The organism is Shewanella sp. TB7-MNA-CIBAN-0143 (assembly GCF_040310065.1).
Taxonomy (GTDB): Bacteria; Pseudomonadota; Gammaproteobacteria; order Enterobacterales; family Shewanellaceae; genus Shewanella.
In genome coordinates this window covers 119,513-133,227 of record NZ_JBEOPL010000014.1, presented here as the reverse complement: position 1 = coordinate 133,227, position 13,715 = coordinate 119,513, and the positions used below count along the sequence as shown (strand labels likewise).

At 41.8% G+C, this 13,715-nt stretch carries 12 protein-coding genes; 6 read left to right on the top strand and 6 right to left on the bottom strand.

Translation table 11 applies throughout. The annotated features are described in order from the left end of the window. The first annotated feature begins 44 nt into the window (after nt 1-44). Together AAEY97_RS13035 and AAEY97_RS13030 are read left to right on the top strand one after the other, a co-directional pair. Nucleotides 45-947 carry a hypothetical protein gene (locus tag AAEY97_RS13035; RefSeq protein WP_350999247.1) on the top strand — a complete coding sequence of 301 codons (903 nt, stop codon included), beginning with the start codon at nt 45-47 and terminating at the stop codon, nt 945-947. Between the two features lie 625 nt (nt 948-1,572). After that, entirely contained in the window at nt 1,573-1,905 is a 333-nt protein-coding gene (locus AAEY97_RS13030; RefSeq protein WP_162022848.1) for a hypothetical protein, read from the top strand. Between the two features lie 216 nt (nt 1,906-2,121). Here the strand turns inward: AAEY97_RS13030 and AAEY97_RS13025 are convergent, their stop codons facing one another. Further along, the gene (locus tag AAEY97_RS13025) at nt 2,122-3,249 is read right to left on the bottom strand and encodes a zinc-binding dehydrogenase (RefSeq protein ID WP_182745260.1); all 1,128 of its coding nucleotides are present in this window, start codon (nt 3,247-3,249) and stop codon (nt 2,122-2,124) included. 140 nt (nt 3,250-3,389) lie between these two features. Continuing rightward, on the bottom strand, nt 3,390-4,067 hold the full coding sequence (locus AAEY97_RS13020; RefSeq protein WP_350978754.1) for a glutathione S-transferase family protein: 678 nt from the start codon (nt 4,065-4,067) through the stop codon (nt 3,390-3,392). A 221-nt stretch (nt 4,068-4,288) separates the two neighbouring features. Here AAEY97_RS13020 and AAEY97_RS13015 point away from each other — a divergent pair, with 221 nt between their 5' ends. From AAEY97_RS13015 to AAEY97_RS13005, 3 genes are all read left to right on the top strand, one after another. After that, entirely contained in the window at nt 4,289-5,200 is a 912-nt protein-coding gene (locus AAEY97_RS13015) for a LysR family transcriptional regulator (RefSeq protein WP_350999244.1), read from the top strand. 437 nt (nt 5,201-5,637) lie between these two features. Then, the gene (locus AAEY97_RS13010) at nt 5,638-6,060 is read left to right on the top strand and encodes a hypothetical protein (RefSeq protein WP_350999241.1); all 423 of its coding nucleotides are present in this window, start codon (nt 5,638-5,640) and stop codon (nt 6,058-6,060) included. A 351-nt stretch (nt 6,061-6,411) separates the two neighbouring features. After that, nucleotides 6,412-7,272, top strand: coding sequence for a hypothetical protein (locus AAEY97_RS13005; protein WP_350999238.1), 861 nt, complete (start codon nt 6,412-6,414; stop codon nt 7,270-7,272). Between the two features lie 657 nt (nt 7,273-7,929). On the opposite strand, the gene AAEY97_RS13000 is transcribed toward AAEY97_RS13005, so the two are convergent. The 4 genes from AAEY97_RS13000 to pdsR all read right to left on the bottom strand — a co-directional run bounded on the left by AAEY97_RS13000 (nt 7,930) and on the right by pdsR (nt 12,641). Beyond that, nucleotides 7,930-8,355, bottom strand: coding sequence for a hypothetical protein (locus AAEY97_RS13000; RefSeq protein WP_101087526.1), 426 nt, complete (start codon nt 8,353-8,355; stop codon nt 7,930-7,932). Between the two features lie 67 nt (nt 8,356-8,422). Continuing rightward, the gene (locus tag AAEY97_RS12995) at nt 8,423-9,613 is read right to left on the bottom strand and encodes a cystathionine beta-lyase (protein ID WP_182744843.1); all 1,191 of its coding nucleotides are present in this window, start codon (nt 9,611-9,613) and stop codon (nt 8,423-8,425) included. 163 nt (nt 9,614-9,776) lie between these two features. Next, nucleotides 9,777-11,948: a proteobacterial dedicated sortase system histidine kinase gene (pdsS, locus tag AAEY97_RS12990; RefSeq protein ID WP_350999233.1), complete on the bottom strand. Its 2,172-nt coding sequence runs from the start codon at nt 11,946-11,948 to the stop codon at nt 9,777-9,779. Nucleotides 11,949-11,951: 3 nt separating this feature from the next. Then, nucleotides 11,952-12,641, bottom strand: coding sequence for a proteobacterial dedicated sortase system response regulator (gene pdsR / locus AAEY97_RS12985; protein WP_011637090.1), 690 nt, complete (start codon nt 12,639-12,641; stop codon nt 11,952-11,954). A gap of 261 nt (nt 12,642-12,902) precedes the next feature. On the opposite strand from pdsR, the gene pdsO reads away from it, so the two are divergent. Continuing rightward, nucleotides 12,903-13,688 (top strand): sortase-associated OmpA-like protein PdsO, encoded by a 786-nt coding sequence (gene pdsO / locus AAEY97_RS12980; RefSeq protein ID WP_350999231.1) that lies wholly within the window; start codon nt 12,903-12,905, stop codon nt 13,686-13,688. Nucleotides 13,689-13,715: the final 27 nt, after the last annotated feature.

The following is a 13,715-nucleotide window of genomic DNA, read 5'->3' as shown; positions in this document are numbered from 1 at the left end:
CGCAACGCACAAATACTAAAACGTTAACCACATGAAGGAACATCATGTTTTCTAAACTCCCCCCAAAGTTGTCAGTTCCATTGTTTTATGGATTCATAACAACTATGTACCTGATCAGGTTTTTTGTCGGGAATATATATGGAATTTTTCTACTATCGGTATTCGTCTATTTGAATGGTGAAGCCTTATTTGGGAACGTCCCATATAGCTTGGATCAGCTGATGTTCTGGATAGTTTCACAAAGCGAATCTACAAAAACAGCCATACTTAGTTCTTTTATCACAGTAATTGGGTTCATGCTTGCTTACGCAACAGCAACGGCTAATTGGAAGGGACAGTTATTGGCCAATCTAAAGTTGCAAGCTGCTGACGAAATAGATATTTTCTTTGCTGAATATTCTAAATTAGCCACAGACTGCAAAATATATGCTTCAGCTCTCGCTGAGGCCGTTGATAAAATCCAAAAGAATTGCCCAGTTGATAATGCAGTCTTTCTAGCCACTTATAATCGTGACCAAGGACAAATATTTGTACAAAAAAGGCAACGACTTATCGCAATGGGTATCGATGTTCATGGGTTTCAAGGAAGGTATAGCACATTGCTTCTTTCGGCCCCAGGGCTAAAGTCGAGCCTTGATTCTGCAATAGCAGCAGTATCAAGCATCAATGATAGCCTATGGATTAATGTCCCTTTTCATATTCAGGGTGACGAAAATGTTGTTCAAACCTTTGTGAATCAGGTAAACGTAGCTGACAGCTTGTCACTTTGTTCTTCCGTTGATAAACACCATAGCGCGTTAAATTTCTCAGCAGGCAGTGTGAGAGGCAACTTAATGTCTACTGTTGTTGGCTTTAATATTTGGACAATGTTTCATTTGTATAGTCAAAGTAAAGATTTCTATTCTTCTATTAAAGAGCGTTACGTCAACCTGCACAAAGATGGTTAACAAAACGTGCAAGCGGGACATTTTAAAGCGCTGCTTTGCAGCTAAAATGCCCCTTCACTCAGCGTTACCCATAGAAAATTTAACCTGAAATTCACGAATTAGAATTAATGTTCTAACTCGAAAATGTCCAAAAACGAGCTAGTTACTGCTTGAAAATATCTAAATTCAACTCTGAACTTGAGAACGTTGAAGAAAATAGCGTGAGCCTGACAGGACGTCAGGCTAGCTTTCGCGGTACAGGATGTACCATCGAAAGCGCTAGCATTTTCGAGTAAGGCCGAAGATGGTTACATACGCTGTCAGAAGCTCGATCAATTTCCGTCGCAATTTTTTCGCTGCTGTTGTTTGGTTAAAAAGCGAAAATGTTGCCGGAACGGCAGGGGTGATCCATAGGGGATTGCTGTAGATCCCCTTATGGCCCGTGCAGGGTGGAACCTTGCGATCTTAATTCAAACGAAGTTTGATAAATCGGGTGTGAGAGAGGATAACATGGCCACCCACGATTGTTGTTCGAGAAGATAGAACGTCAATATGGCATTCAAGAGTTGGCCTAACAAATCATTGTAGTCGGAATTTTTCTCGCTTCGCTCCCAAAGTTCCGGTGAGTGAAGCGTTGGTAAATAATATGAATTCATTCTTTATCCGTCTGGGTTATAAATCAGATCATAATTTGATCGAGTTTAGCGGTGATCACAGATCTGGTGATTTTCCTGATGTCCTTTACATATTGAAAAATGCTCTCAAGCCTTCAAGAATTATAATGGAAGACTACGTAACTGATGATTATGTTTGGGAAGTCGAATTTGAGAGAGGGATCTTCGAATTAAATGATGATTGGGGTGGCTTGTTTATTATCCCTAAAACCAATCATAAAAAAGTAATCGAGCAGATTTCAAAAATACTAGTTTCTTCAGGCTCTTTTAAGGAGATTCAAGTTGATAAAAGCAAATACACATAACAAGGTTAGGCATGCTCGCCTTCGGCTGGAACTCCTGAAACTGTCATCTTATGTGCAAAAGGTCGAAAAAAATCCGTCCAAGATACAAGATAACATGGCCACCCACGATTGTTGCTATGATGAACAGGCAAATAAAAAGCAGATACTATAATCAGTATCTGCTTTTTATTACTTTAAAAATCAATCGATTAAGCTGTTATGGCCTTTGAGGGTTAACTATTTTTGTGGAGTAATTAAGTACTTCTCACCAGTAGCATGTTTAGAATAACCCGCTATTGATTTTAATTGTAATACTTCAGCCAATGACACTTCATGGGTGTAGTGGCTAGCAAATGTGGTGGTGATTTCATCTGCAACACGTTTACGCATCGCCATAACCGTTTTCGTGCCTAACTTGGCTAGCGCATTGAATAATAAGAAGCCATTAACACCCCATGCAAAACCGAAGTTACGATTTAGAGTAATAGGGCCGCGGTCTAATGCGCCATAAATATAAGCTTGCTTGAAAGTGTCAGAACCATAAACGCTGTGTTCTTTCATATCGCGCGATGCAGCCACTTCCATACAGTTAAGAATGTCACTGGTTAATTTACCGCCACCAATTGGGTCAAACGCAATCGTTGCACCTGTTTCAATAATTGCTGCGGTTAAGTCAGCTAGGAAAGTATCACTGCTTGAGTTAACAACGTATTTTGCGCCCATGTCACGTAATAGCGTTTCTTGTTCCGCTTTACGGACGATGTTAATTAAATCGACGCCATCGGCAATACAAATACGGTTTAACATTTGGCCAAGATTAGACGCAGCTGCTGCATGAATAATGGCTTTATGGCCTTCAGCACGCATTGTTTCGACCATTGCTAATGCTGTAAGCGGATTAACAAAAGAAGATGCACCTTCTTTAGCGGTAGTGCCTTGTTTCAATTCTAGGCAGCTTTGCACATTGGCACAGAGGTACTGACGATACGTTCCACCGCCAATGACAGCAACGGTTTTACCCATTAATGCTTGCGCTGCAGGCGATGAGCCTGCTGCGACAACGGTTCCTGCACCTTCATTACCAACAGGAATGGCTTTACCGACTCGGGTTTTAACCGCTGGCATAAATTTAGCCGGAACATCCGCAATAATAGCGGGGCTTTGTTCAGTGCCTGCTTGTGTCGCAGTAGTCATATCTGCAGCGCTGAACAGAACGGCTAAATCAGACGGATTTAATGGCGCAGCTTCAATGCGAATAACCACTTCATCGGCACCTGGTTGTGGCATGTCGATGTTTTTTAACGCAAGCGTTAATTTATTGTCTTCGCTGATCAATGAAGTCAGTTGGATATTGGTATCTGTCATTGGGATTCTCTCCTGTAAAATAATTAATTCATTGAGCCAATCACTTTATGGTATTGGCTATGTTCTGTTTGTAATTGAATTCAAGCCAAACGTCAGTATTGCTTGTTTTTATCGCTAATATCATTTCGTATAAATAAGTGTTATCCAGCGTTCGCCGCTTGGATTTGAGCTTTCACTTTTTGCATAAATTCGGGCATGTTTGCTAGGCGATCGGATTCCACCTGTTGGGCAATAACCGTTTGGCTCATGGCATCGTTCCACTGTTTCATGCCTGGTATTTCAGCCAGTACATCCCAGTTAAGCTGGCTCGAGCCAAACGCGCTGACTATGGTGTTGACGTAATAAACGTAGATATCTGCCATGGTGAATTGTTCGCCGGCAATCCAAGGTGAAAACTGACACAAACGACTTAAGCCGGTAATGCCACGGGTTAACACTTGGCGGACCTCAGCGTTAACCGATTCAGGAACTTCTGTGCCAGAAAATGCATAAGGTATAAGTCGTCTGCTTGGCAGTTCAAAATAAAGCTCTGCCATTTTCATAATTTGACGCACAACTGCACGCTCTCCGGCATTTTCAGGGTATAGCGACGTTGCAGGGTAAGTCTCTTCGATAAAGTCGCAAATGACACTCGACTCTGAAATATTCAGTCCTTCAGTCGTTGTGATAGCAGGTACTTTGCCAGCTGGACTGACTTTCAGTAACTCGTCACTACCACCGTAAATAAGGTTTTCTTGAAATGGCAGTTGTTTGTATAGCAGTACATGTTTCACTAGGTTGTAATAGTTGCTAGCTGCAAAACCGTGCAAAGTAATCATAAGTCAGTGTCCATCATTTACGTGAAGGCTGGTGCTACTTGCCGAAAAATGCAATTAACACCTCTGTTTTTAATACGCGGCAACAGGGTTAAGGTTGCAATGTTTAAGTTAACTGTATTATTACCTGTTTTAATTTGGTTATATATAAGGGAAAATGCTAATCACTATTGCTTTTAAGACAACAATAAAGCCAAAGCACTCAGATTTAATGGAGAAGTAAGTTGGATCAACTACGTGCAATGCGGTATTTCAGTAAGGTAGTAGAAACGGGCAGCTTTACCAAAGCGGCGAGTGCGTTTAATGTGCCGCCATCATCCTTGTCTAGACGAGTTGCTGATTTAGAAAAGAGTTTGGGGGCGACCTTGTTAAAGCGTTCGACCCGAATCGTTAAACTAACCGAAGTGGGGCAAATTTATTATAACGATGTACAGCAAATATTGAATCAACTAGCGCAAAGTAATGAAACGGTTCGTAGTTACCAAACAACGCCAATGGGGCGTTTACGGATCAGTTCGATGGTGGGTTTTGGTGAAAAGATATTACTGCCGTTGTTAGATGAATTTAGCGCGTTATACCCTCAAATTGTTTTAGATGTCAGTTTAAGTGACGAGTTATCAACACTCGGACGTGACGATGTCGATATTGCTATTCGCGGTGGTTACGCGCCCAATGAGCGCGTGTTAGCAATAAGACTGATGGACAATGGCTTTATTCCTGTGGCGTCACCAAGTTACATAGAGAAACACGGTATACCTAACAATGCGATGGAATTAACGCAACATAATGGCCTGTATTTTAAAGCGCCAACAGGGCCAACGCCTTGGTTATGTAATATGAACGGTCAATGGCATGACGTTTCAGGACCGGCGGTGGCGATTTCAAATAACGGACCCTGGCTGGCGAAAAAGGCTTGTGATGGGGAAGGTATCTTAATGTCAACTCGATGGGCGTTAGCGTCTTATCTTGAGTCTGGTAAATTGCTAGAACTTAAGTTTGAGCATGAGTTAGCTATCACTCAACATTCTGATATGGCGGTTTACTTGCTGTATCAAAAACAGCGCTACTTAGTCCCAAAAGTAAAAGCGGCAGTAGACTTTTTAGTGGAAAGAATAAAAGTAACAAATGATCGTTAGAAAGCGCCATTCTCTTTCGTGGTGCCGTGGAGCTTCATCTCTGATACTTACTTGTTTTTGTCATTATGACTTTCAACTTAAATATTCCCTTTGAAGCAAATTAAATAATCTGTAATGGTCAAGTATTTCTGGAGAGATTTTAAGCCGCTTTTATTCAATATTCCATGCCGCGCATTTCCTACTATTTGGGTGTCAAAGTACTGCAATACGGTCTCCCAAGATTGCTCGGTAAATAAAGCAGAGTTTATTTACTCTTTTAAAATAATGATTAAAGATGGCCAGACCAAGATAAACTATCGTTAGTCTAGAAGGCATGCCTTACTTTAATAGTGTCGGAAGCTATCGCACTTCAAGTTAAAGAAGTGATGTTAATTAATTATAGGTAGGGAGTTGTCCGAGGCTGGATAATAAGCGATTAACTGTAAAAGGAGCTCGTCATGCAGTATAAAAACACTCAGCTTGGAATCGCGATGCTTTCAGTTATGGGAATTGTAACATTAGTGCTTATCTTTGCTTCGGTAACTCAACCTACCGAACCGATCGGATTTGCGTATTTAATTGTAGGTGTGGTTTCAATTCTTTTTTCAGCATTAACAATCAAAGTTGAAGGTGGGAAAGTGAAATGGTTTTTTGGTCCAAAATTTTGGAATAAATCAATAAAAATATCTGAAATTGAGTCGACACAAGAGATAAGAACCAAATGGTACTATGGGCTCGGCATCCGGTTAATCTCAACTGGATGGTTATATAACGTTTCTGGTCTAACGGCTGTTGAATTAAAACTTAAAGATGGCACAACGGTTTGTCTGGGTACAAACGATCCAGAAAATCTAATAAAGGCTATTAAGCAAAGTAGCTGACTTGTGTTCGTTCATTGCAAGTTTGAGTAAACTATTTTCCGCCTTTTACTGTGCTCGTTACTATCTCGCTTCTGTCCCGAAACGATTTAGATAGTGAGCAAATCATATCGTCAGTCGCGGGTAGATTCACTCCATTATGAATAGTATCTCTTATCAAACCACAACCCACTAATAGCTCAATTGTTGAGCAGCTTCTAGCATGTTAAGCTCAACCTATAAAGTCTGCGACAGCGATTAGCATTATTGAAAAATAGGATTTTTATTAATAACTTGCTATTGTTTCACTAGGTTTTAAGGTTCCTTTAATCGCTTATTTTAAAGGTACGTTTTTATAGAAAATGTGGATAGCAAATGATTGATGCGGTTTGTACTTATGGTGGGCAAAGGCACACTTTTTCAATTTTGAAATTTCAGGCGTTACCTGAAACTGAAATTGAAAAATTTAGGCAGTTTTTACAATGCCCTGAGTGCGAAGGAAAAGCTTACTATCGTAAGAGAAGCTCAGACGGTAAAGCGGCGTGTTTTGGCTCTAGATATCATGTTGCAGAATGCGATGAAGGTCATTTTTCAACTCAACGAGACCGAGAGACTCGGCATAGCGTAGAAGTGAATAAAGTCATTTCAGATGCTGATATTATTAGCATTGATTTCATGTTATCAAACACCAAAAAGCCAGTTACAGAGGTGCAAACTGTTGCCTCTACATCAAGCCTCATTTCAAGCAGCCTCCCAAAAATCGATAATGCCAGTCGTAAACACAATGGCAACAATGAACAAACCAAGGTCAAAGTGCTAGGGCTGGAGAAAATACTCAATAGCCTAATGCGTGGTAGCGACTTAGCTGAGTCGAGTACTTTGATTGAGCTTGATACGGGTTATAAATTCAAAGCGAAGAATTTATTTGTTAACTTTGCCGAGGCTGAGCCAAGCGATAATGCTAAACAGGCAAAGCCTAAAATGTACTGGGGTACGATTTCGCATCTAGACAAAGAACTTGATTGGTTAAATCCATCTGATTGTACTGATGTTGGCATTCCTATCTCTAAATTTAAATCGGCAATATTAGAACGTTTCAATGTATCGGAAGGGCGTCAGTTAGAAGGTGCGGGGATTATTTTGTTTGGAAAATGTTTTTGGAACTCAAAGAAGACACGCAAGATAATTGAACTGTGGAATGCAGACAGAATTTTTATCTCAGTATTAGAAGACTAATCTGCAATAAGCCGTTTAGCCATTAAAGGCATACAGGCTTATATCACAATATGTTGTTTACAAAATTGAAGCAGTCTTTTGATAAATGGCATGTTTGGTTTTACAGCCGTGTTTGCCGCACTTTTGCTATTAGATTGACCTTTGAGTCGATCTTCTCTTATTTTTCGCCTTTCATCAGCACGGTTCGCGACTTCGGCGAACTGTTGTCTTTGTGCCAATGTCATACTGGCCATAAAGCTCCGAAAAGGAACTTTGGGTGTGGCAGCGGCTAGATTGGTTTTTGGTGTGCTACACATAGTTAAACTCTAGTTGGCAAATGGTGGTGTACTTAATAAGACCGACAAGAGTGAGATAACATTTCATTTGTGGCGTAATTTACATTTGGCGGGCGATATCATCACATAAGTACGCTCAGATATTTATCACTTCTATAATTCCCTAAAGTATGTTTTGAACAACTGTTTTGCTAAATGATTGCTAATAGTTTTGGCAACTATTGACTAAACGTTTGGCAAACTGCTTAGTCTTTGTTTTTATAGCTATTATTGATAATAAAAAGCCCTGAGACGATGACGACTCAAGGCTTAGATTGATGGCAATGTTGACTAGCAAGATATGCTCACCTTGCTTTTGTTTAGCGCTCAAATTCGGATTCTGTTAAATACGTGCCATACGTTTAAGCAGTAACAACCACAATACAGGGAGCAGTAAGATATAGAAAAATAGCACTTTTGCACCGATATCACCGTAGAACAAGGTGTTGTTTACAAACCTTACAATACCCATAGGATCCCATGGCATGTAATGGATATTACCGTGTAATAACATGGCGCCTAAAATCATAATGGTAATGGCAATCCATTGTCTTGCGGGCTCGTAACTTCTCACTAGAAACGCAGGGATTAACGCGGCTAAGCCGATACCAACAAAGTTCTGTGCAAGGTGAGCCAGTATTGGATATTCACTGCTATTAAACCACCACAATAAGTTACCAGCAGCAGACTGGCCAATTGCCACGATAGTTAATGCATAATAGCCAATGCTAATGCACAGGCTGAGTATGACTAATTTGATGATATTCATTTATTCCCTTATTGTTTGAACATTCCATTAACGTTTTTTGCAAAACGTTTCAGCAGCTGAGTAGAGGCTACTTTTGTAGTATTGCATTATATCGGCTAAAGGCCGCATCGAGATCGGCAATTAAATCGTCGGCATCTTCAAGTCCAATGTGTAAGCGTATTAATGGTTTGCTGCTGTCCCATTGAGTAGCGGTACGGATATTGTTAATACCGAATACCCCTAAAATTAAGCTTTCGAAACCGCCCCATGAAAAGCCCATTTTAAAATGGTCCATGTTTTCAACAAAAGCAGTGACTGACGCTAAGTCGCCTTGCTTGAGTACAAACGAGAATAAACCATTACCGCCGCTAAAGTCGCGCTTAAAAAACTCGTGACCAGGGCAAGTATCGAACGCCGGATGACGGACATGATCCACTTCTGCACGAGTCGCCAACCAATTAGCCACTTTTAAGGCATTTTTATTATGTTGTGCCATACGTACTCCTAAGGTACGTAAGCCTCGCGCGGCTAAATACACGTCATCTGGCGAGGTAGTTTGGCCCATTAAGTAACTATTTTCGCGCAGTTGTTCCCAATGTTGTTCATTGGCAGTGGCGGTACCCATCATCACATCTGAATGGCCGACAATGTACTTGGTGGCGGCTTGAATAGAGATGTCGACCCCCATATCAAATGGACGAGAATTAATCGGTGAAGCCCAGGTATTATCCAGCATTACAATGACATCATGTTCGTGAGCGATACGGCAAAGCGATGGTACATCCTGCACTTCCATGGTGATAGAACCTGGTGATTCTAAAAATAATACCTTGGTGTTAGGACGAATTAACTCACGAATGCCTGCGCCAATCATTGGGTCGTAATAGGTGGTTTCGATACCAAAGCCCGCGAGCATTTTATTGCATAAATCGCGCGTTGGTTCATAGGCTGTGTCGACCATTAATAAATGGTCGCCACTTTTTAAAAATGATAACAAAGCGCTGCTGATCGCGCCCGCACCAGAAGGGTATAACGCCGTGCCAGCGCCACCTTCAAGTTCGCATATGGCTTGTTGAAATGAAAAATGGGTTGGGGTGCCGCGACGACCGTAAAACATTTCACCGTTGGTTTTGTTTTTAATCGCAAAACGCATCTCATCCATGGTGTCGAACACCACGGTAGAGGCTCTAAATACTGGCGGATTAATAATGCCTTTAGTGAACTTTTTGTCGCGGCCAACGTTAACAATTTGGGTGGCCAGTTTATCGTCTTTGCTCATGTTGTTATTTCCATTATGTGTAGAGTCCATGGTTTATGTTTTAGCTAATGTTTATTAGCAAATATCAATGACATGGATAAATGCGCTACGGTGAATGATCTACTGATGTTCATCATCCTAGCACCAACAAACCTAAATAAAAGCGCCTAAATGCTGTGGTTGACTATTTTTCATCACTCAAGGGTAACGTCAGGCATATTTCAACCCCTTCAATGTCGTTCTCTATTATGTTGGTTGCTTTAATGCTGCCATGGTGAAAGTCGGTAACTAATCGGGCAATGTATAAGCCTAAACCAAGATGAGGCTTACCATTAATACCTTGAGGCCTGATAGACACCATAGATTCAAAAATTTGGCTGTTCATGTCTTTTGGCAGTAAAGGACCAATGTTACTGACTTTTAATATTGCCTGTTTATGATATTGGGTCAGGCTGACGGTGATGGCGCTGTCGGGCTGATGAAATTCAATGGCGTTGTTGATCAGTTTATCCATTAATTGGGCGATGTATTCCGGTACACCGTCACAAGACATGGCTTTATCTTCAATGTGAACAGCAAACAGTTGGTCTGGATAAGTCATTTGATAGCCTTGCATACAACCGCTAATCACTTTCTTTAATGAAAAACGACAGCTTTCAGCTTGGGTTAAACTGGCTTCCAAGCGAGTTGCTTCGCTTAAGTTATTTAAAATAAGGTGTAGGCGGCTGACACCTTCTTGGGCACGGCTAACATATTTTTGTGATTGCTCGTCCAGTTGTTGCAAGCCTAAGTGTTCAAGTGAGCTGCGCACCACGGCAACAGGGGTTCGAAGTTCGTGCGATAAACGCGACGACATGTTTTCTAAATAATGAGTGTATTGCCCAAGGCGGCTGACAATACTTGAAAAGCTGCGTGACAAATCACCGATTTCATCTCGGTTTTTTGATGCCACAATCTGCTGTCTTACTCGGCCCTGGCTGTCGATGGCGAGTTCAGCCTGATCACGTAAACGGCGAATGCGGCTTGAAATACTCGAGGCAAAAATAAACAAGGCTAATGTGCCCATGCTCATAATAGTTAATATGACGTTAAACAGTTTTTCCAGGGCGCGGTTACGCAGGCTGCGAATGCCGTGAGTGGTTTCTTCTGCAATAACTACCCCCATGACTTTATCGTCAATCCATATAGGGCTTGCTGCGGCTAATACTACGGCTTTGTTGTCTGGGGTTAAGCGCCATGTAGAGCCTTGTTTGCCGCTTAAGGCTTTTTCAATATGGCTGCCAGTGAGTTCAGTTGAATCTTGCAGTGAATCGATAAAGTCTTGTGGCGGTCGAGTTAATATTTTGTAGTATAACGGCAGAATATATTGCTGCTTAAAGTGCAGCCAAAACGACTCAGGTTGATTGACCTCGATATCATCTGCCCAGGTGTTGGACGATGAACGAATATCACCTGATTTTGCCAGCACGCGGCCATGATTATCGACGACCCAAATACGTGAGCTGTTGTGGCTCATGCCTTTAATGATATTTTCAATTTCAGGCGAGGGCACTAACACCGTGCCTAAACTGGCTACTGAATCTGTGGCTGAGGTACCAATAACATTCACTAATTGACGTGTTTTTGTATCGTTTACATTATGAATCGCAAAACCTAATTTACTGCCTACCATTTCAAGTGGCAGTCTAAATTCAATATTGTATCCCTTGTCTGTTTTTAACCACTGGCCTTGAATACGTGACTCGGGGGTAACGGGCATTGATTGGCTGGGGTCGGCGGGTAATTCAAACGCACTAAGCCAACCACTTTTAGTATTGGCAATAATATAACGCCTGAACTGGCCGTCTGGTGATTGAGTCGCCATGACTAAGTGATCGTTTCTATCAATGCGTAAGCTTTTACGGTTACGGAAAATCAGGTTCGGGTCATTGACGTTGAAAAATCCGTATAAATAGCCGCCGTATTTGCCCACCATATGGCTAAAGCTAATATCGATTGGCTCAGTTTCGCTGCGCTGATAAATAACATGTTTGTCTGAATAGTTGAGGGTGCGATGTTGGTATAAGTCCCAGTCACTCAGTTTACCGTCGAGTTGAATGGGCCCAGCTAACGGGTAGGCGTATAAGTCGCGGCCTTTTTCAACTTGGTTTAAAAAGCTGGCTTGGTTATCAAATAATTTTGGTCGCTCATGTAGCGCCGTAGCAAGCGCTTGAGTGGTGCCTTCAAGGGTTTTTTCTTGGCCATAACGCAGGTACTTCTCCATTTCCCACACATATTCATACCCAAGCCATGGTAGGCAGAGTAAAAACAGCGACAAAATGACGACCTTGGCACGCAGCCCTATCGGTAAATTCATCTGTTAGATATTGTCCCAGCGGTAGCCCATGCCATAAACGGTATCGATACAGTCAAACTCAGCGTCGATAACGATAAACTTTTTCCTAATGCGCTTAACGTGCGAGGTGATCGTGCTGTCGTCGACGTAAATTTTAGCTTCTTGCATTAAATCCTGACGGCTACGCACATGTCCTGGATGTTTGGCCATGGCATGAACCATCCAAAACTCGGTCACGGTCAGTTCAATGGGTTGCGATTTCCAATATACCTGAATGCGATTGCCATCGATGGTGAGGTGGCCGCGCTCAAGTAAGTTGTCTTCTATTGGGCTTGAACCGATTAATTCTGAACGGCGAAACAGGGCGGCAATACGGGCCATTAAATGGGGGAAACTGACTTCTTTTGTTAAATAATCATCGGCCCCTAAACGCAGACCACACACGGTGTCAAAGTCACTGTCGCGTGCGGTTAAAAAGATGATTGGTAGGCTGCTCGACATTGCACGCAGTGCCTGGCATAGGGTAAAACCGCCGTCTATTTCATGTTCTAAGCCAATATCAATAATGGCTAGGTCTGGTAAGCGGGCATTAAAGGCGAGCATGGCTGCGGGGCGATTTGCATAGGCTTGAACACTATACCCTTGCTGTTGCAGGACATCTTTGTAGTTTTCGCGGATAGCGGCTTCGTCTTCAACAATGGCAATTCGTTTCATGGGATGATTTCAATTAATAGGCTGATAATTAGATACAGTACTGACTATACAGGATTTTATCGACCAAAAAAGCCGTTGACGGCAATTGCCATATTGTTGCCACATTTGATCGCCACATTGCCATTTTTGCTCCCCAATAAAGCCACCTATGAGGTGTTTAATAGCGACATAGAGTTAATCAGCAACGCATTAACTCATGTATTGATGATAACCATCATTTTTTAAACAACCACTTTAAACAACCGCTAAAAGGGATTCTTTATGAAAAAGCAACTTATTGCCGCAACAATTATTTCTACCATGATGATTTCAAACGTCAGTTGGGCAAATGACAATGACAATGACAATGATAATGACCATGGCATGAGCGAAGAGCGCGAACACACAGAAGAGCTAGTGGGTTTGAGCTCTGGGATTTTACTCGGTGCTGTTATCGGCGGCCCAGTGGGTGCCATTATTGGTGCATTTACCGGTACGTTTATTGGTAAGTCGGTTGGCGATGAAGCAGAACTCAGCGTCCAGAAACAACAATTAGTGCAGCAAGAACAAAAATTAACGCAAACTAACGAGCAATTAATGGCATTTAGCACTAAGCAGCAATCGTTGGAGCAAGTGTCGGAGAAATATTATCAATTACAGTCTAACTTGGCTGAACAAAAAGCGAATCAACAACAAACGCTTAATGAGTTAACCATTGGAATGAATGTGCAGTTTAAAACCGGTTCGAGCCATATTGAGCCGTTATTTGAACAACAATTAGATAATGTGGCTTACATGATGAGCTTGTCACCAGAATTGACCGTAGATTTAACCGGTTATGCCGACCGCCGTGGCGATAATGATTTCAACCAAGCCTTGTCTGAACAGCGTTTAGCTGAAGTGACACAATACTTAGTTACCCAAGGCATTGCCCGCGAGCGTTTGCATGGACAGGCTTATGGTTCAACGTTGCCAATGCACCAGGAACAAAATTTTGAAAACGACTTTTTTGATCGTCGGGTGACGCTCAAGTTATTAGCCCCAGGTGCTGAACTTGCTGCTAACTAAATTTACACGTCGATTTTCCTTTTTGTT

Excerpts from the sequence above, each read along its gene's own strand:
- pdsS (WP_350999233.1), bottom strand. The coding sequence starts at position 11,948 with ATGAATTTACCGATAGGGCTGCGTGCCAAGGTCGTCATTTTGTCGCTG.
- AAEY97_RS13010 (WP_350999241.1), top strand. The coding sequence starts at position 5,638 with ATGCAGTATAAAAACACTCAGCTTGGAATCGCGATGCTTTCAGTTATG.
- AAEY97_RS13035 (WP_350999247.1), top strand. The coding sequence starts at position 45 with ATGTTTTCTAAACTCCCCCCAAAGTTGTCAGTTCCATTGTTTTATGGA.
- AAEY97_RS13025 (WP_182745260.1), bottom strand. The coding sequence starts at position 3,249 with ATGACAGATACCAATATCCAACTGACTTCATTGATCAGCGAAGACAAT.
- AAEY97_RS13020 (WP_350978754.1), bottom strand. The coding sequence starts at position 4,067 with ATGATTACTTTGCACGGTTTTGCAGCTAGCAACTATTACAACCTAGTG.
- AAEY97_RS13030 (WP_162022848.1), top strand. The coding sequence starts at position 1,573 with ATGAATTCATTCTTTATCCGTCTGGGTTATAAATCAGATCATAATTTG.
- pdsR (WP_011637090.1), bottom strand. The coding sequence starts at position 12,641 with ATGAAACGAATTGCCATTGTTGAAGACGAAGCCGCTATCCGCGAAAAC.
- AAEY97_RS13000 (WP_101087526.1), bottom strand. The coding sequence starts at position 8,355 with ATGAATATCATCAAATTAGTCATACTCAGCCTGTGCATTAGCATTGGC.
- AAEY97_RS12995 (WP_182744843.1), bottom strand. The coding sequence starts at position 9,613 with ATGAGCAAAGACGATAAACTGGCCACCCAAATTGTTAACGTTGGCCGC.
- AAEY97_RS13005 (WP_350999238.1), top strand. The coding sequence starts at position 6,412 with ATGATTGATGCGGTTTGTACTTATGGTGGGCAAAGGCACACTTTTTCA.
- pdsO (WP_350999231.1), top strand. The coding sequence starts at position 12,903 with ATGAAAAAGCAACTTATTGCCGCAACAATTATTTCTACCATGATGATT.